The organism is Spiroplasma ixodetis, from assembly GCF_040369795.1.
GTDB classification, from domain to species: Bacteria; Bacillota_I; Bacilli_A; order Mycoplasmatales; family VBWQ01; genus Spiroplasma_E; species Spiroplasma_E ixodetis_B.
In genome coordinates this window covers 13,540-33,582 of the sequence record NZ_AP028955.1, presented here as the reverse complement: position 1 = coordinate 33,582, position 20,043 = coordinate 13,540, and the positions used below count along the sequence as shown (strand labels likewise).

General features: G+C 22.3%; 17 protein-coding genes, 1 other RNA gene and 2 pseudogenes. All 20 read right to left on the bottom strand.

The features are described from left to right. Positions 1 to 215: 215 nt before the first annotated feature. Positions 216 to 377, bottom strand: coding sequence for an ankyrin repeat domain-containing protein (locus tag ABWV63_RS00180; RefSeq protein WP_353307128.1), 162 nt, complete (start codon positions 375 to 377; stop codon positions 216 to 218). Between the two features lie 117 nt (positions 378 to 494). Next, the gene (locus ABWV63_RS00175) at positions 495 to 809 is read right to left on the bottom strand and encodes a hypothetical protein (protein ID WP_353306332.1); all 315 of its coding nucleotides are present in this window, start codon (positions 807 to 809) and stop codon (positions 495 to 497) included. Between the two features lie 462 nt (positions 810 to 1,271). Next, positions 1,272 to 1,637 carry a hypothetical protein gene (locus ABWV63_RS00170; RefSeq protein ID WP_353306331.1) on the bottom strand — a complete coding sequence of 122 codons (366 nt, stop codon included), beginning with the start codon at positions 1,635 to 1,637 and terminating at the stop codon, positions 1,272 to 1,274. Positions 1,638 to 1,993: 356 nt separating this feature from the next. After that, positions 1,994 to 2,823, bottom strand: a pseudogene (locus ABWV63_RS00165) (IS5 family transposase). A gap of 71 nt (positions 2,824 to 2,894) precedes the next feature. Continuing rightward, the gene (locus ABWV63_RS00160) at positions 2,895 to 3,086 is read right to left on the bottom strand and encodes a hypothetical protein (RefSeq protein WP_353306330.1); all 192 of its coding nucleotides are present in this window, start codon (positions 3,084 to 3,086) and stop codon (positions 2,895 to 2,897) included. Positions 3,087 to 3,449: 363 nt separating this feature from the next. Then, positions 3,450 to 3,719, bottom strand: a complete 270-nt coding sequence (locus ABWV63_RS00155) for a hypothetical protein (RefSeq protein ID WP_353306329.1) — start codon at positions 3,717 to 3,719, stop codon at positions 3,450 to 3,452. A gap of 223 nt (positions 3,720 to 3,942) precedes the next feature. Continuing rightward, complete coding sequence (lysS, locus tag ABWV63_RS00150) at positions 3,943 to 5,562, bottom strand: lysine--tRNA ligase (RefSeq protein WP_353306328.1); 1,620 nt, start codon at positions 5,560 to 5,562, stop codon at positions 3,943 to 3,945. 618 nt (positions 5,563 to 6,180) lie between these two features. Further along, positions 6,181 to 6,315 carry a hypothetical protein gene (locus tag ABWV63_RS00145; protein ID WP_353306327.1) on the bottom strand — a complete coding sequence of 45 codons (135 nt, stop codon included), beginning with the start codon at positions 6,313 to 6,315 and terminating at the stop codon, positions 6,181 to 6,183. A gap of 65 nt (positions 6,316 to 6,380) precedes the next feature. Then, entirely contained in the window at positions 6,381 to 7,394 is a 1,014-nt protein-coding gene (locus ABWV63_RS00140) for an ABC transporter ATP-binding protein (protein ID WP_353306326.1), read from the bottom strand. Positions 7,395 to 7,490: 96 nt separating this feature from the next. Beyond that, on the bottom strand, positions 7,491 to 10,715 hold the full coding sequence (locus tag ABWV63_RS00135) for an ABC transporter permease (protein ID WP_353306325.1): 3,225 nt from the start codon (positions 10,713 to 10,715) through the stop codon (positions 7,491 to 7,493). A gap of 137 nt (positions 10,716 to 10,852) precedes the next feature. Next, positions 10,853 to 11,428, bottom strand: a complete 576-nt coding sequence (hpt, locus tag ABWV63_RS00130) for a hypoxanthine phosphoribosyltransferase (protein WP_353306324.1) — start codon at positions 11,426 to 11,428, stop codon at positions 10,853 to 10,855. Positions 11,429 to 11,553: 125 nt separating this feature from the next. Beyond that, a pseudogene (gene ftsH, locus ABWV63_RS00125) lies at positions 11,554 to 13,179 on the bottom strand (ATP-dependent zinc metalloprotease FtsH); the annotation flags it as partial. A 433-nt stretch (positions 13,180 to 13,612) separates the two neighbouring features. Then, positions 13,613 to 14,902 (bottom strand): tRNA lysidine(34) synthetase TilS, encoded by a 1,290-nt coding sequence (gene tilS, locus ABWV63_RS00120; protein ID WP_353306323.1) that lies wholly within the window; start codon positions 14,900 to 14,902, stop codon positions 13,613 to 13,615. 32 nt (positions 14,903 to 14,934) lie between these two features. Further along, the gene (locus ABWV63_RS00115; protein ID WP_353306322.1) at positions 14,935 to 15,663 is read right to left on the bottom strand and encodes a methyltransferase; all 729 of its coding nucleotides are present in this window, start codon (positions 15,661 to 15,663) and stop codon (positions 14,935 to 14,937) included. A gap of 3 nt (positions 15,664 to 15,666) precedes the next feature. Next, positions 15,667 to 16,632 carry a hypothetical protein gene (locus ABWV63_RS00110; protein WP_353306321.1) on the bottom strand — a complete coding sequence of 322 codons (966 nt, stop codon included), beginning with the start codon at positions 16,630 to 16,632 and terminating at the stop codon, positions 15,667 to 15,669. Further along, positions 16,619 to 17,293 carry a dTMP kinase gene (gene tmk / locus ABWV63_RS00105; RefSeq protein ID WP_353306320.1) on the bottom strand — a complete coding sequence of 225 codons (675 nt, stop codon included), beginning with the start codon at positions 17,291 to 17,293 and terminating at the stop codon, positions 16,619 to 16,621. Before tmk ends, ABWV63_RS00110 begins: the two co-directional genes overlap by 14 nt. Before the next feature lie 38 nt (positions 17,294 to 17,331). Further along, positions 17,332 to 17,601, bottom strand: coding sequence for a YbaB/EbfC family nucleoid-associated protein (locus ABWV63_RS00100; RefSeq protein ID WP_353306319.1), 270 nt, complete (start codon positions 17,599 to 17,601; stop codon positions 17,332 to 17,334). Positions 17,602 to 17,621: 20 nt separating this feature from the next. Next, a complete protein-coding gene (dnaX, locus tag ABWV63_RS00095) occupies positions 17,622 to 19,388 on the bottom strand; it encodes a DNA polymerase III subunit gamma/tau (RefSeq protein ID WP_353306318.1) in 1,767 nt (588 codons plus the stop codon). 65 nt (positions 19,389 to 19,453) lie between these two features. Further along, on the bottom strand, positions 19,454 to 19,900 hold the full coding sequence (locus ABWV63_RS00090; RefSeq protein ID WP_353306317.1) for a nucleoside deaminase: 447 nt from the start codon (positions 19,898 to 19,900) through the stop codon (positions 19,454 to 19,456). Between the two features lie 25 nt (positions 19,901 to 19,925). Further along, an RNA gene (ffs, locus tag ABWV63_RS00085) (signal recognition particle sRNA small type) lies at positions 19,926 to 20,020 on the bottom strand. Positions 20,021 to 20,043 lie beyond the last annotated feature (23 nt).

Here is a 20,043-nt window from a genome sequence, read left to right as displayed (position 1 = left end):
TAATTGCTTTTGCAAATCTATTTCATCTTTAAAAAATCAGATTTATTAATTTTTTGTTGAAATTTAATTGCTTCTTCATATGTTGGTAATTTGTCTTTATTTTATTCTAAAATTTCTTCATCTAAAATATTATTAGTATTTTTCATTAAAAAAATTAAAGACTTCCAAATAATTATTTCAAACAACTAACATTAAAGCATTATATCCATATTCATTTACTTGATAAAGATTTCATTATTATCTATTAAATGCTTGACTATCTCTAAATCATTATTTTTGATAGTTAACATCAAAATAGTGAAACCATCTTTAATTACATAATTTATACTAACACCATTCCTAACTAATAATTTAACTTTTTCTAAGTTATTATTCATAATGGCTTGTATTATTTTTTTCATTTTTCTTATTAATAAATACTCTTTTTGCCTAATTTATTTTTTTCTCTTTCTGTAAATTAAACTTGATACAATAATAAATTTAATCTTATTAGTTTAAATTGTATTTAATATTTCTGCTTTTGTTTCCAAAGGTAATTGAGATTCTATTAAGTCCATATTCTCTCATTTTTGTTTGCTTGCATTTTTTGATTCTTCTGATAAAGGTTGCTGTAACTCTGGAATTTCAGTACTTATTAATTTTCGTACTTCATTTAAAGATGTTAATTTTATTTCTTCTTCATTTAATTTATTTTTAATTTTTTGTTCTTCTTTTTTTAAATTTTTTTTATTTAAAATATTTTTTAAATTATCTCAATTTTCAGTAGTTTTTTTAATTTCCATTGCAAAAAAATCTCTAATATTTTCCAATGTTGTAGATAAATCTTTTACTTCATCTTCATGTAATTCCTTTATTGAAATTAATTTTTTTTCTAAATAATTTATTTGAAATTATAGTTTTTCAATGGTTTTATTTTGTTCTTCAATTTTTTGATCTTGTCAACTAGGTTTCTCATTTTCTTGATTTATTTCGGTTTGGATTTCAATACTTACTAGTTTTGATTGATTAATTGTTCTTAAAGACTCCTGAATTTTTTCCTTTTTTTCTCTAATTGCATTTTCTATTATTTCTTTTTCTTTTAATTTAAAATTAATTTCTAAAGTTGTGAAATCATCTTTAAATTCATTTTCTATTATTTCTTTTTCTTCTCTTATGTTTTCTAAATTATTTTTAATGTTAAAATTTTCATTAAATTTTTTAATACTGTCAGCATTTTCTTCTCAATAATTTTCAATAATCTTAATAAATTCTATATTTTCTAATTTATTAACTTATTTTAAGAAATTAATAAATATTTTTTGATCTTTACTAATATTTTTAATTCATTTTTCTTTTATTTTTTTAATTTCAAACATCATCGTATGTTTATTTTGCTTAAAAAAATCCTCAATTTTATTAATTTTATCCTCAATTTTTTTTATTTTTTTATCATTAATAATTAACTCAGTATCATGTCTTGTAATATTATCTTGTAACTCCACAATATAATCATTATTTTTCTTAATATCACTATTCTTTTTTTTAATCACTACATCTATTTCTTTTAAATATTGTTTTTTTCCCTTTTTATCATCTGAAATATTTGGAATAAATATTTGATTTTCAGTATTATTTTTATTTTCTTCTAAATCTTGCAAGTAAGTACTTTTTTAATTTTTATATTTTTCTTTCGTTTTTCTAAATTTTCAATTTGCTTTCTTTTTCTGCTATCTCTTTCTGATGCATTCTAATTTGTTCTTTTTTTTATTCTAATTCTTTTTTAAATAATTCTATACTTTCTTTAACTTTATCTTTAGTTTTAATAATTTCTTCTTGTTCACTTATTAGACTTCTTGCATAATTAAAAAAATATTTAACACTTTTAATATAAAATTTTTATTAAATTAATTGTTTAATCTTTTTTAAAGATAATTTTTATATTTTTATTATCAAAACATAATAAAAATTATTATTTAAAATAATAAATTTTATACTCTTAAATTTTTGAATCTTTTTAATTTAAAATTTGTAAATTATAAATTGAAACTATTAAATTGAATCTTAAACCAAATCTTTTTCTTCTATTTCGATATTTTTCACTAATAATTTTGAATCTTTTTAATCAAGCAAAAACATTTTCAATAACAACTCTCATTTTTGAAATTAGTTTATTATTTTTCTTTTCTTTTTTAGTTAATTTATTTTTATTTGATTTTCTTTTTGCAATTAAAACATTAGAGTGTATATTTTGTATTCTTTGATATCCTAAATCAACTAAAACAGTTGTTTGAGATAAAAATTTAATTTTTGAATCTTTTAAAATTTTAAAATCATGATTTTTACCAAATTAAAAATATGTTGTTAAAATTTTTTTACTATCTTTTTCAATTATAATTTGTGTTTTTATTGTGTGTTTTTTCTTTTTTCCTGAATAATATTTCTTTTGTCTTTTTTTGGGCGTTGAACAGGAGATTCAGTTACATCAATGATAATTGTTTTATTTTTAAAGTTATCGTTTAATAACCGTTTTTTACCATCAAATTGTTGAAAATCAGGATGTTTTAATAAATTATCTTCAATTCATTTGATATTTCTAAAACAACTACTTTCACTAATTCCATAACTGTCAGCAATATGAAAATAAGTTCTATATTATCTTCAGTATTCTAATGTCATTAAAATACGATCTTCTAATGATAATTTATTTTTTCTTCCAGCATGATTTATTTTTTCTATTTCAAATTCTTTTAAAATTTTTAATATTTTATTAAAAGTTACTCTTTCAATAGCAGTTAATCTTAAAAATTTTTTATCATTTATTTCAATATTTTTTTGATATTTCATTTAAAAATCACCTTTTTTTTAAAATATTATCTAATATAAATTTTAAATCAATTACGCAAGAAGTCTATTAATTATTTTTCTCGATCATTATATTTTTCAAATATATCATTGTATATTCTTTCCTCATTTTTAATAATTTTTTTAATATATCGGTTAAATATGTCATCTATTAATTCAAAGAAAAATACAAAATTTTTATCAAATTTACTTTTTAAATCTTTATCTTCATTTAAAATTAATTTATATTCATCTCCACTTTTCATTCTAAATGCTCAAAAAGATAAAATTAATTGAGTCATAACTTCTTCTTTAAAAAGATTTTCAAAAATTTTCTCTTTTTTATTTTCTAATTCCTCATTTTTTTGATATAGCGTACGAATTTCTTTATCAATTTTTATTTTTAATTCTCGTGTTTTTTTTAAAAACTATTTTTTATTTTCAAAAATATTTAAATTTATTGTTTTTAAAAAAATAATATCATTAATTATTGTTTCACTTAAAAAAATAAAAAGATTAAAATAATCTGTAATTTCAGTAAACTCAGTACTATTTTTACTACCCTTATTAATTTTATTTTGTTCAATTAATGTTTTATTTTTCTCCAAGAATAATAATTCTTCATTTTGTTATTTAATTTTACTATCAAGTTCTATTAAAAAATAATCTAATTGTCTAATTAATTTATCTAAATCAGTTTTTTTATTTTCTTTTAATTGAGTTAATGGTGCTGATGTACTTGGGTTTTCAAAATCAGTATCTTCTGAATTAGAAAAAAAGTTATCTTTTTCATTGTATTCTTTAAAAAAATCATTAAAAGTTTCAACAACTTTGTCTAAATTTTCATCAGTTAAAGGATAATTTCTAAATTTTTTTATTAATTCATTAAATCAAGGCATAAATATTATTCTCCTGAATTTTATTTATAAAATAAAAAAACCAATTGTTTTTAAATAAAACAATGGGTTTGAAAACTTATATTTTTCAATCTTTTGTGTTAATAACAATAAAAAGCTCCTTATTCTAAAGAACTATCTTGATTATAACTAATTAATTTATCTTTTTTTTGAAAAAAGATAAATTACTATTATATGTTTATATAATAAAAATTTATCACAAAAATTATTTTTCAGTTCTAGGTTTCATATGCGGAAATAATAATACATCTTTAATACTATTTTTGCCAGTTATTAACATGACCAAACGATCAATACCAATTCCCAATCCACCTGTTGGTGGCATACCATACTCCAATGCTTCAACAAAGTCTAAATCCATAGTTGCTGCTTCATCATTACCGCTATTTTTTTCTTTTACTTGCTCTTCAAAACGATTATATTGTTGCAAAGAATCATTTAGTTCCGAATAAGCATTTGCATATTCTCTACCAGCAATAAATAATTCAAAACGATCAGTAAACTCTTTACTATTTTTATTTAATTTAGCAAGTGGTGAAATTTCAATTGGATAATCAAAAATAAAAGTAGGTTGAATTAAAGTTTCTTCAACAAAAGATTCAAAAAATAAATTAATAATATGACCATTACTATTATAATGATCTGGAATATGAAGTTTATAACTTTTTGCAAGTTTTAATATAAGTTTAAATGTTTTATTTTTTTCAATATTTCTAATATTATCATCTTCAATATTATGATATTTTAAAATCATATCACTAATTTCTTGGAAAATTTTAGTAAACCCTTCATCTTTAATCATAGCTTTTTTAATTGAATCAATCATACTAATTTTTGTTCATGATTTTTCAAAATTTAATATATTTTCATCATATTCTAATATTAATTTATTATGCACTGTATTAATTAAATTTTTTATACAAGACTCTGTTAAATCCATCATATATTTCATATCTTGATAGGCAACATAAATTTCAATAGTTGTAAATTCTGGATTATGTTTTTTACTCATACCTTCATTACGAAATAATCTACCAATTTCATAAACTTTTTCAAAACCACCAACTATTAATCTTTTTAAATGTAATTCAGTAGCAATACGTAAATATAAATCTGTTTTTAATGTATTATGATGAGTGATAAAAGGTTTAGCAGCGGCACCGCCATATACTTCTTGTAAAATAGGTGTTTCAACTTCTAAATAACCTTTATTATTTAAAAAACTTCTTAATTCATTAATAATTTGTGTACGTTGTAAAAATGTCTTTTTAGTTTCTTGATTCATAATTAAATCTACATATCTTCGTCGATAACGTTCTTCAATATCTGTTAAACCATGAAATTTATCTGGTAAAGGTCTAAGTGCTTTTGATAACATTACAATATCATAGATTTGAACTGTTAGTTCTCCTTTATTGGTTTTCATAGCCTTACCTTTAATACCAAAAAAATCTCCTAAATCTGCATATTCTGCAAATCATTCAAATTTTTTTTGATTAATATATTCTGGTTTTAAATAAATTTGAAATTTACCTGTTTGATCTTGCAAATGAGCAAAAATTGAACCCTTTCCCATTTCTCTTTTTGTCATTAATCTACCCGCCATTTTAATTTGATCATTAGGTAAATTAGCAACAAATTTTGCTAACTCTTCTTTATTTTTATTTCTAAATTCAATATTTAAAGTTTCACAATTATAATTTCTTTCTCAATTACGCGCATAAATATCATAATTTTGTTTATATAAATCTTGTATTTTTTGATATCTTAATGCTTCTTGCTCTGTCAAAATACGTCCATTAATTTCAATTTTAGTTTCTTTCATTTTTTTCATCCTTTGTATTTAAAATAAGTATTTAAAATAAAAAAATTAAATTAAATAAGATTGTTTAGGTTTATACATAATGATATCAATTTTCAATACCAAATTCTACTGTCAACAATTAATTTTAAATTTTATAATAAAGCCCTTATATTTATAATAAGGGTTAAAATTCAATTTAAATATTTCTACTAATAGATATCTATAAAAATTAGAGACAATTTACCTTCTAAATATTAATTTTGTATAAAACATGTTTTGCTAAAATATTACTTTTATTTATTTTTGGATGATAAAATTCTTTTATTTTTTTCATACCTATTCGTTTCATTACATTTTCTGATTTAATATTTAATATACTAGTAAAACTATAAATTTCAGTCAATTTTAAATTTTTTTTGCATATTTTAAACATTCTTTAGCTGCTTATGTTGCTATTCCTTGACCTCAAACACTTTTTTTAAAACACCAACCAATTTCAATGCATGGTCTAAAATCATCAATAAAATCAACTTCGCTAAAGCCAATAAAGCCAATAAATTTATTGTCTTTTTTAAATTCAACAGCATAAAAATCAAATCCATTATTATTTAAATTATTTTTAATTTTCGAAAAATATTTTTATGTATCATCTTTTGATAATGTACTAGGAAAATATTTCATGACATATTTATCAGAATTTAATAAAACAAGTTCATCTAAATCATTATCTTCTCAATATCTAATTTTTAATCTAGGGTTTTCAAAAAATATCATTTTTTTACTCCTTTATTATGATATTTTTTCTATTAACAATTTGTTAGTTTATTTAATTAATAATATTAACTTCAATTTATTTCACTTGGTTTCATTGGTTTTTCATTATTATTTACACTAATAATTTTACCATTTTTAACATTAATAACAGTATTTGCAACATATTGGAAGTTAGGATTATGAGTAACCATAATAATTGATGTTTTATATTCTCGATTAACATCCAATAAAATCTCTAATACCTTACGCCCCATTTCCTCATCAAGTGCTCCTGTTGGCTCATCACAAAATAAAATTGTCGGATTTTTTGCTAGTGCTCTACCAATCGATACTCTTTGTTGTTGTCCACCTGATAATTGACTTGGAAATTTATTCATATGTTCATCCATTTCAATAACTTGAAAAATATCATCAATACTCATATTTTTACTTTTAGCAAGGTTTTCGCCAACTTCAGCATTTTCACGAGCAGTTAAGTTAGTTAATAAATTGTATTGTTGAAAAATAAAACCAACATTATCTCGTCTAAATTTAGTTAAATGACTATCTTTTAATAAAGATAAATTGTATCCCACCACAAAAACATCACCAGTATTAGCTTTATCCAATCCCGAAATAATATTTAATAATGTTGTCTTACCACTTCCCGATGGTCCTAAGATAACAACAAAATCACCTAATTTAATTTTTAAATTAACTTCTTTTAATACTTCATATTCTAAGTCTCCAGTTAAGTAAGATTTTTTAACATCAAATAATTCAATAACATTAGTTTGAGTATCAGGAGTATTATTAGTCATTGATATAATTTTACCTGCTAAAATTTCTTTTGAATGAGTTTTTGTTAATTTTTTAATTGCTTTTTGATTATCTTTAAAAGCTTGCAATTTGGCTTTATTAACTTCTATTTCTTCCTTTGATTCTGGTTTATCATGAGATTTATGGGTTACTGGTGGTATTGCACCTTCATTTTTAGATACTGACTTCTTTGTAAAACTAGATTCTAACTTAGTTTTAGTTACTTGTTTACTTCCGATGTTTTTATCATCTTTTTTAATTTTCTTATTATCTTTTTTCATAATCATTTCTCCTTTTTAATTCCATGCTTTTATAAATAACACACTCATTTTATCAATTACTTTACCTTATTTATATAGAAATGCTTAAAAAATATTTTAACTTTCTTGTAATAAAGTTGTTACTGGTTTGTATTTAATTAAATATAACCCAACAGCATAGCCAATAACCATTATTAAAAATACCGTTCCAAAGCAAGATAAAATTGTAACTAGATTAGCAGCCACATTAAAAAAAACGCCTGCTTTAGTTGCAATAATTAAAGTAATAATATTCCACACAGCATAAGAAATAATAGTACCTAAAATAAAAGCAACGAATAAAGTAATAATATAGGAGCCAATAATCAATCTGTTAATTTCATTTACACGATAATCCAAAGATTTCATCATTGCAATAATTAATAAATTATTATCTAAAATCATATTAACGATAATTACCAATACAAAAGCTACAGCAAATAATATTAAAATTTTTGTAATATTTATAATTGTTCTAATTCCATCAAATATTTCAACTAATAATCTTTTAACTAAATCATTAATAAAAGGTATTTTATTAATAGGTTCTAAATTTTTTGCTAATATTTGTTCTTTAGTATATTCTGCAGATGGCTGCAAAATATTTATATAATTTAATGGAAAAATATTGCTCTCTTTAGATAATCAATGATTAAAAGAATCTGATATTGGTTTTGGATCTTCTGACGGGGAAGGTTTTATTAATCCAATAGATGTTCGCAAATCATCAAGATTAATATAAACATTCGAATTGTCTAAATTATTTTCAATAATTCCTTTAACTTGATAAATTACTGGAATTGTATAATTATATCAACTTGTTAACATTAAAAAGTGATCATCAATTTTATAATCATTTAAAATTGATAATGTTTTTAAAATAACTGCTCGTAAAATATAAGCTGTAGTTGTTATATTTTGTCTTTGATTATCAGTATAAGTAACTTTTTGTGCTTGTAAATTATGAGAATTATTAAAAATAGGATTAATATCACGATTTTTTGCTTCTTTCAAGTTAAATCAATTTTTTCAAACTAAATCTTGAAATGGATCATTATAAAGTCCTGTTGCTTTATTTTTTTTTGCGAGCATGCGAACTTGATTATGTTCTTTTCATTCATTAGGAGGTCTTAAATTTATTTCAACAGTTGGATAATAATTATTATTATAAATATTTAAACCTAAACTAATACCAGGCAACGGGTTTATTTCTGGATTAACACTTGTATTTGTTGAAATATAATTAAATATTTGATGAATATTTTGACAAATAATTTCCATTAATGGTTCAGGTATTATCTTTTTTGGATTAATAAAATCTTCACAATCAGATTTGGTCTTAGTTTTTTGATAAAGGATATTAATTTCTTCACTATTCATAAAATAATTTTTAAAGTTATTATTAATAATACTTTCAATTTTTTTAGCTTTATTATCATTATCAATATGAAAATCATCAGCTATTAATTGATGATATTTATTAGTACCAGTTTCTTTATCTTTCGCAATATCTTTTTCTGAAAATCAATCAAAAACATGCTTATCAATTTTTAAATCAGAATCATTACTATATGTATACATTGATGAAGTTGATATATTTCATTTAACATCTTTATTGTAATATCGATATAAATTATTTATTTTATTATCAAATAAATCAGTAGCTGAACTTTGAAATAGTAATAAAAAACTAACAAAAATAAAAGTAAAAAATACTAAAAATAGTTTTCCAACCGATTTTAGAGTGAAAGCAATTGGCAAACGTTGTTTAAATGGTCAATAGTGAAAGGGATATTTTAAAACTGAAATTAGTTTAGAACTTGAATTACTTGGTCTATCATAAATTAATAATGATGGACTAACGCGTAATTTTGTTTCCGATTGCATATAACTAATTACTATAAAAATAATAGGAATAATTATTAAACTTACAATAAACACTATCCAACTAAAAAATAGTATTGGTAATGGCATAAAAAAAACAATGTTATTTAACGAATTAAATCATATTTGTAACCCTATACCAATACCTAAACCAATAATACTAGAAGTTAATGTTATCAAAAATATTAAAATTACAAAACTAATAGCAATTTGAAAATTACTATAACCAAGGGCTTTTAATAATCCTATCTGTGGTTTTTGTAAATCAATTTCTTTTCTAACATATGACATAATGATAAAAATAATAACTAATAATACTACAAGAGTAATTGTTGTAAATATTATATTTTTCATTTTAAAACTCTCTAGAATTTGTCCTGATCGAATATCCTCGCTATCACTACTAATAATTGAACCAAAACTAAAACTAAAAGTTTTAATTAAAAGTTCTTCTAACTTACTAATAAAATAGTTATCGTTATTGTTAACTTTTAATAAAAATATATTATTTAAATTAGTTCTAAATGTAGAATATTTTATTAAATTATTAAACCATTGATTTGAAATATAAACAGGACTTGTATTTTTAGATTTCGGATTAGGATTTATTGCAGTACGACTACCAGTAATTCCCCAATAAGCATAACCAAAGCCAACAACTTTTAACTTTTCAACTTTATCAATAACTGTTATATAATCATTTAATTTAATATTATTAATACGTGCAAATTCAGGATTGATTACTATTTCTAATGGATTAATAGGCTTAATACCTTCGGAAATATAAACTTCATTAATATTATTTTTTTTTGGAGCAAAATCAAAAGATTCGCTTTTTTCTGAAGTATAAAATCCATTTTCTAATGAATAATAATTTTTTTTAAGAGAACTAACGTTTTCATAATCAAAATTTTTAAAAAATGATTTAGCAAGTTCATAATGTTGTAAATTATAAATTTCATCATTTTTAACTTCGTTTTCTAAAATATCATTAAATAATATTCATTGATAACTTAATCCTCAATTTAACAAATAATTTTCAAAATCTTTATTAATATCTGTTCCCGAAGGAAGGATAGGAAAACTATTATTTCTAAGATTATTTTCTTTAATTTCATCTATCTGTTTATCAATTTCTCATTCTTGTGGATGATCTTTAAATTGTTTTTTGATAATTGTTTGGATTCTTGATGTTGCAGTAGCAGTATCTTTATAATTATTTAATAATTGTAAATTAATACGATAGTCATATTTACCACTATTGTTTAATACTGTATAAAAACCTGATTCAACTCTTGATGCTGTACTATAAAGTGCAGAAAGAGTAGAAATTACAATAACTAATAGTATTATAATACCTAAATATTGTAATAATCTTTTCTTGATTCGTCTTAAAACATTAACAAAAAGATTGCTCATTATAACTCCAATATTCTTATACAACTTAAAAACTGCTAATATTATAATTTTATCATAATAAAATAATGCTAATTATATTTGAACTATATTAAAAAATAAAAATTTTAATATTATTATTAAATTATAAACTTATTTACTTAACTACTTTTTTTACGTTTTTCTAAAATTGCAATTTTATTAAGATTAGCAATCCCGACATAAGGTAAGTTTCTCAATTTTTCATCATAATCAAGACCATATCCCACTAAAAAATGATCAGAAACTTCAAAGCCATATCAATCAGCTTCAATTTTAGCAACTCTTTTAGATTTCTTATCTAATAGAGTAATTATTTTTACCGATTTTGCTCCAAGTTCTTGTAAATGATCACGAATTTTAAATAACGAATTACCTGAATCAATAATATCTTCAACAATTAATAAATCACGACCCTTAACATTATTAATAACATCCATTCTTATTTTTGGTTTATTTACCGCCTTTGTTTTTCCTAAATATGACTCTACATACATAAAATCAACCAAACAATCAATCTTAAGGTTTAACATAAATTGTGATAAAAAAGGTAAACATCCTCTTAATATCCCTACTAAAATAATGGGCTCTTTATTATCTTTATAATAACTATTAACTGATTTTGCAAGTTCAATAATTTTATTATTAATTACATCAGTACTTAATAATATTTTTTCTACTAATTCATGTTTTTCCAACATTTTTTTCTCCTTATTACTTTTGATATTATATTTACCAAATAAAAAAAGAAAATAAAACAAAACTTACACATTATCGAAAATATTAAAATAGTAAGTTTTGTTTTTTTATTATAATAATTTAATTATTTCTTCTTAGGAACAACTGATATTGTTTCATCATCAGTCCCTGAATTATTATCTTCCTTTTTATCATTTGATTCATTATCCTCTTTGGAAGGATTTTTACTATTTTTTTGCATTTCTTTTTGCATTTCTATTACTTCGATTGGTAATTTATTATATTTATCAATATATTCTATTTGTTCAGCAGTAATTGTTTCTAAAGTCATTAATGACTTAGCAATTAATTCTAATGTATCTTTATGTTTTTTAATTGTCGCTACTGCTTCAATATAACAAACATCTAATAATTTTTTAATTTCTCCATCAATTTTAGATGCAATATCATCAGAAAACTTATTTGCTGCAAAAGGTGAATACTCGTTACGTGGATTTTCAAATTGAACTAATCCTAATTCAGATGACATTCCATATTCAGTTATCATTTTTCTGGCAATATTTGTTGCTTTTTCTAAATCATCATGAGCACCAGTAGTAATATTTGCATTACCAAACATAATTTCTTCTGAAGCGCGACCACCTAAATAACCAGTAATAGTTGCTCTTAAATGTACTTTTGAATAAAACATAGTATCTTCTTTAGGAGTCATAATAGTATATCCACCTGCTTGTCCACGTGGTATTATTGTAACTTTTTGAACTTTAGAAGCATATTCTAGTTTTAAACCAATAAGAGCATGTCCAGCTTCGTGATATGATACTATTTTTTTATCCATATCAGTAATTACTCTTGAAGTTTTAGCAGGTCCACCAACAACTCTATCAATAGCTTCATCAATTTCTACTAAACCAATAACTGTTTTATTATGACGAACAGCTAACAACGTTGCTTCATTTAATACATTTTCTAATTGTGCACCACTAAATCCTGGCGTTCTCTCTGCTATTCTTTGAAAATTAACTTTTGGCGAAATATTTTTATTACGAGCATGTAATCGTAAAATTGCTTCACGTTCTTTAATATCAGGTCAACTTAAAGAAATTTGACGATCAAATCTACCTGGACGTAATAACGCTTCATCAAGTACATCAGCACGGTTAGTAGCAGCCATAATAATAACTCCCAAGTTAGTTTCAAATCCATCCATTTCAACTAATAATTGGTTTAAAGTTTGTTCATTATTTGCAGTTGAAGCTGAGGCACGTTTTCTTCCTACTGCATCAATTTCATCAATAAAAATAATACAAGGAGCACTTTTTTTAGCAGTAGTAAACATTTCTCTAATTCTTGAAGCTCCAACTCCAACAAAAACTTCTTCAAATTCAGAACCAGAAATTGAAAAGAAAGGAACACCTGCTTCACCAGCAACTGCTTTTGCTAATAAAGTCTTACCAGTACCAGGCGGTCCTACAAGAAGAACTCCTTTTGGCACTCTTGCTCCCATTTGTGCATATTTTTGTGGAAACTTTAAAAAATGAACAACTTCTTCTAATTCAAATTTTTCTTCTTTAATACCAGCAACATCAGTAAATCTAGTATCTGATGTTCTAATCTTAGCACGACTTTTTCCCATTGAAAAAGGACTCATGCCACCACCGGCACCTATTTTATTCATTTTAGAAAATAATCAAAATGAACCACCAACTAATACTAATATTGGAAACATACTAATTAAAAATGTTTTTCAAAAGGGAACTAATTCACTAATAATTTTGGAATTAATATCAAAGCCTTTACCATCTTTATCTTTTCTGAATAATTTTTCAATAACATCATGATAAAAACCGCCTGTAGCAGTTCCAGAAACTGTCGCTTCAAATCGTTTTACCTTACCATTAATTCCTAAAAAACCTGTAATATAAGTAGTATGATCAAAAAAATGAACTTGTACTCCATCAATTTTACTAACAGTGTCACTACTATTGCCAGGGAGTTTGCCATCTCTAAGTAGTGTTTCTAATTGAAATTGATCTAAAATTAAAGCATTACCTCTTAAAAAATATCACAATAAAATTCCGACAAATACTAAAAAAGCAACGAATAGCGCAACAATCATTCAATTAATTTTAATTCGCGTTTTCATTATTTTTTCACCTACTTTTAATTTCTAATTTATTTTCTTAAATAATACCATAATATTTTAGCACATACAAATTAGGTTTCTCACTAATATTGTTTTTATTTACTGATAATTTTGGAATTGCCACTACTTTTCCACTTGAATTTATGATTACTGGTCATATAAGACGTTCACGATATGGAATTTTATTATCAATAAATAAACGATTAATTTTTTTTGTACCAAATGGTGTCTCAATTTCTTCTTCACCATTATTAGTTCTAATTGTTAATGGAAAATCTGATTTATTAATATATAAAACTTGAAATTCACCACCTGTTGGTTCAGTTTTAGAAATAGTAATTTCCTTAAAATTATAGTTATTTATTTTAGAAATTTTATAACTAAATTGTTTTGGTTCATTTTTTTCACTAATATATGCAAAATTATATTCTTTAATAACTCAAGTATTTTCAGAAATACAAATAGTAATATTTGGTTTACTAGATTTAGTTAAAACTCTAACTATTTCTTTAATTTTAGCCTTTTTTAAAGATAAAACTAATTCTTCGTCATATTGGCTTAAAAATTCATAGATAATCATTTGTTGTAATTTAAATTCATATTTTTTAAACTCATTAATAGCAAGCACATCATCATTAATAATAGTATTATAAATTACTTCAAGTTCATCTTTCAGTAATTCTTGTTCACTATTTAATTCTTTAATTTCACTTAACATTAAATTAATATCAAAATCAGTAAGTTTATTAATTTGTTGTTGTCTAATTCGATTTCTTTCATAAATAATTAATTCATTTGTTTCATCAAATCCATATTTAATATGATACAAAGTTAAATAGTCAATAATATCTTCTTTTTTTAATTCTAACATTGGACGATAAACCGATAAAGATTTATATGTTGTTTTAAATTTTAATCCATAATAAGAAACTATTGCCTTGCGTTGTTTTTGAATAATATATGTTTCAAGTAAATCGTAAATATGATGTGCTACAACAAGATTATAAACTTGATATTTTTGAGCAATTTCATTAAAAAAATCATATCTAAGTACACGTGCTTGACTTTGAAAATTTTGTTTTTTATTGTATTCCTCTTCTTTAATATTTTTTACTTCTAAAGTTATTTTATTATTTGTACAATATTCTCGAACAATTTGCTCATCAACATTACTACTTCAACGTTTATGATAATTAACATGACAAACAATAATTTTAAACTCATTACGTACTAAATTATCTAATAAAAACATACTATCTGGACCACCTGATACAGCTAATAAGTAAGTTATTTTTTTATTAAGTTTATTTAATCAATTAATATTCATTTTAAACACCTAACCTTACACTTATATTAAGATTATTTATATCACTTTGCTATTTCATCAATATAAGTATTATTTTCATTATGACAAATCAATGGTGGCAAAACAATCATTCCTTCTTTCGCTAAAAATCCTGCTTCAATTAAAAAAACATTGGCAGCCTGATTAATTTTAGGATAAACTATTTGTAATTTTTTAGGTGTAATTTGATATTTTTTTAATAAAACTAATGTTTCATTTATTCTTTCTACACTATTTATCATAACCAATCGCCCTTTGCCTTTTAATAATTTACTTGCACTAGCAATAATCTCCTCTAAATTAATATACACTTCATGTCTTGCTGGAATTTTTAAAGGTTGTGCTTTTACTTTGCTTTTATCTCATAAAGGAAAAAAAGGTGGATTGCATACAATTAAATCAAATTTTTCTTTTTCTCTTTGAGCATAAATTTTTATGTCTTCATGAACAATGACAATTCTTTTTTCTAAATCATTAAGTTTTATATTTTCTAAAGCAAGTTCAACAGCCGGCTCTTGAATTTCAATACCAATTACTTTTCCTTGAAATTTTGCCGATAAAATTATTGGAATAACAGCATTATTAGTTCCAAAATCAATTATTGTTTTAGTACTAGGTTTTATTTTAATAAAATTACTTAATAAAATAGTATCTAAAGAAACACAAAACATATCTTTTCTTTGAATAAGTTTAATTTTTTTATCATCTTGATTTAAAATTAAAATTTTTTTTGTACTTCCCATAATTTAATTATCACTTACATTAATAAGAAAAGAATTTATTAATAAATTTAAGTTAACATTAAATTTTAATTTGGCAATTGTAAATGAAATTTGTTCTAAAATATAGGCTATATTTTTTAAATTACTATTTTTTCATAAATTAACTAAACTTTCAATAAAAAAATTATTAAAATCATACTTTTTAAATAAAAGAAAAGTTAATTTATTAAAAACTACTAAATTAAAAAATCTAAAAAAATAAATAATTTCTTCTTTTAAACTAACTATTTTTTTATTCAAAAGTTGATTATTAACTTTTTTATCAATATCATTAATAATAAATTGTTTAATAATTTCGATATATTTTTTTAATTTAAGTTTACTACTTTCATTTGTCAAAAAAATAGTATTTGAAAATATTTTTAATATTAATAATTGTTCATCATCATAATTGTTACTAACAAATATATCATTTTCTTTTGAACAATTTATCAATTGACAACGAGATTTAATAGTAGGGAGTATTTGATTAATATTAGTGGTAGTAAAAATTACATAAATATTTTTAGATAATTCTTCTAAAGTTTTAAGCATAACATTTAAAGCTGAAATTGAAGAAAATTCAATTTGATTTATTAAATAAATTTTATTAGTATCTTTTTCTAAATTAGTTTTAGAAAAATCATTAATAATTTCTAAAACAATATTTTTATTCATAATATTATTTTTACTAAAATCAAATTTTTTAAAATCAAAATAACTATTAGTTTTAATTTTAAAACAATTTTGACACATATTTTCTTCAGTACATTTTTTTAATTGATTATTATTTTTACAAATAATTTTTTTTATTAACTTATTACTAACATTTATATTTAATATTTTATTTTTCGAATACAGTAAAATTACCTGTGGAATATTTTCCATTGCAAAAATAGAAAAATTTTCTGATTCTTCATTTTCAAATAAAATTACATTATTTTCCTTCATTAGATCCTCTAATTTTAATTTTTTTTTCTTTAAAACCTTTTTCTTCAACTAAATTTATGATTAGTTCATAAACACTATTAAAAACTTTTTTTTCTGATAAATTAGCATTTATTGTATGAACGCGATTTGGATTACTAATAGCAATTTTTTTATAACCATTATATACTTTTTGATGAAATTCTAATGTTTCTTCATCTAATCTATTTAATTTTTCACCTTTTCTTAATAAAATTCGTTGTAAACCTGTTTCTGGTTTAATATCAAATAAAACTGTCAAATCAGGTTGATGATCTTCAAAAATAAGTTTTTGAATAAGATTTATTTTATCAATATCTAAATTTCTAGCATAACCCTGATATGCTAAAGTTGAGTCAGAAAAACGATCAGAAATAATGATTTTATTACTGTTTTTATTTGGCAGAATTTTTTCAATTAAATGTTGTCTTCTAGCTGCAATATAAAGCGAAACTTCTGTTCATGGGTCCATTAATGTATTTTCTTTATTTAAAATAACTTGTCTTATCTGTTCAGAAATTTCGCTACCACCTGGTTCTCTCGTAATAATAACATCAAAACCATCTTGTTTTAATTGTTCTTTAATCATTTTTAAAACTGTAGTTTTACCTGCACCTTCTGGCCCTTCAAAGGTAATAAATAACATTTTTCTACCTCTTTCTATGCTAAAATTACTAAACTCTTCTAAAAATTACCAGCAATATTTTTTTCTTTTTCATCTATTTTTTTTAATGCTTTATTTAGTTCTGTTTGTAACATATCATTAATACTTGAATAATCATTCTCCGCTTCTTTTAATAACCCTTCAATATTAATTGAAACTAGTTTACGTCCACCTGTTATAATAATTTTAACCAAACCATCAATATCAGAAAAAGTAAATTCTTCTTTTTTAAATTTTGTTAACTTTCCTTGAATTACTTGTGCTTGTGCTAACATTCTTTTCATATCCATATTTTTTTCACCTCATATTTTTATATTTCTTCAATTTCAGTAAATATTTTTTTAATAAAATTTAAAGTCGGATCTCTATCTACGTTGGTAAATGACTCAATTACAGGTTTTGATATTACAATATCTACTGGTTTTGGTAATATTTTTTTTGTTAGTAACTCTTGATATTTTTTTCTTGTTTCCTGTCATTGATTTTTATCAAGGGCATAAATCATATATTCATTTTCTAATAAAATATTTAAAAATTCTCTATGTTCTTTACTTAAAAAACTTTGATTTATTAAATCAGATTGAATAATGTTTTTGGTAATAATAATAATGCCATTAGTAGATGCTGCCGCAATAATAGTATTTATATAAACTTTAGTTATGTTTCTAAATTTATTATCATTAATAAATTTAGAAATATTTTTTCACTTTTCACTAACTTCTTTTCTAATATTTTTATCAGCTTGTAAAATTAAATTAATGGCTTTATCAATTATCTCATCATTTTTTAAATTTTTCACAGTTGGTACATCAAAAATTTCTTTTTCTTTAATATTAGTATTTTCTTCTTTTACTAAAATTGAAGTTAATTCTTCATTATTTTTATCTATTTCGCTTTTTTTTAAATTTTTTGTTATTTCATCTTTACTATTTAAATTTATACTTTTATTTTCTATATTCATAATATATATTTTTGCTTTTTCTAAATAATTTAATGAATATTTATTATCAAAATTTTTAATTAAATTTAATATTTTTAGTATTAATATTGGTTTTAAATCATCAACATCTTCTTGAATTAAAATTTCATTAAATGAATTCAAAATTAAAAGTAAATCAGATTTTACTACTTCAGAAAAAATATTTACTTGTTGAATATTTATCATTTTAAGTAATTCTGTTTTTTTAGTAATAGCATAAATTAATATTTCTTCAAGAATGTAAATAAAATCAATAATATTTTTTTTATATTGAATAGTATATTCATCAAATAATATTAATTGTTTTATTACTTGCTCAATATTACAATTAAATATATTAATTAAAAATAATATTTTATTTTTTGTTGATAAAACAAAAAATATTTTTTCAACATTTTTAAGTGTTATATTATTACCATAATTAAATGTTTTTTCTAAATAATTTAAACCATCACGCAAAGAACCTTCGCTCAATATTGCTAATTCCTCTACTGCTTCAACCTCAAAATTAATTTTTTCTTTTGTTAAAACATCAATAAAATGTTTTTTAGTTTCATTTATATTAATTTTTTTAAATTCAAATCATAAACAACGAGAAATTATAGTTGGAATTACTTTATATGGTTCTGTTGTTGCTAAAATAAAAATAATATGTTGCGGTGGTTCTTCTAAGGTTTTTAATAATGCGTTAAAAGCAGAAGTTGTTAACATGTGAACTTCATCAATAATATAAACTTTATATTTAAAATTCATCGGTAATAAGTTAATATTATCCCTAATACTTCTTATTTCATCAACACCATTATTGGAAGCACCATCAATTTCTAAAATATCAATACAATTATTTGAACTAATGTTTATACAATTTTCACAAGTATTACATGCATCTCCGTCAATGTTATTTTGACAATTAATTGCTTTAGCGAATATTTTAGCCGTTGATGTTTTTCCTGTGCCTTTTGAGCCTGAAAATAAATAAGCATGATTAAAACTATTATTTAAAATAGAATTTTTTAATATTGTCACAATATTATCCTGACTAATTATTTCTGAAAAAGAATTTGGTCGGTACTTTCTATAAAAAGATTTATGTTTCATTTAAATCACCTATATTTATCCTAACAATTTTTTATAAAATTTGTTATAAAAACAATTATTATAAATTACGAATTTCTCCAAAAAAAACTTTGTAACATTTCTTTACTATCTAAGTTTAAAGAATAAGTATATTCACTACGATGATTAAATCTTTTATCTAATGTTAAATTATAGAGTGATTCAACACATCCAAACTTACTATCTTTTAAAGCAAAAACAATATGTTTTATTCTTGTTTGTAACAAAGCACCTACACACATTAAACATGGTTCTAATGTTGTATAAATAGTACAATTTAACAAACGTCAATTATTAATTTTTTTACATGCTTTTTTTATTGCAATAATTTCCGCATGTTGAGTTGGATCTTTGTCTTTTTCCTTTTTGTTAAATCCTCTACCAATAATATTATCATTTTCATCGACAATAATTGCACCAATTGGAACATCACCATTAATAGCAGCTTTTTTAGCAAGCTTTAAGGCAATTTCCATGTAATTTTGTTTTTTCATTTAAAGAAACCTCTTTTTTTATTTTTCAAAATAAAACCACCGCACACAATCCTAATCCTTATGGCTGCTACCTTTCGGTCCTGACCCGGTTCGAATGTAATTGTTGCGGTGGCATTATTAATTATAACATTTTTTTATAAAAA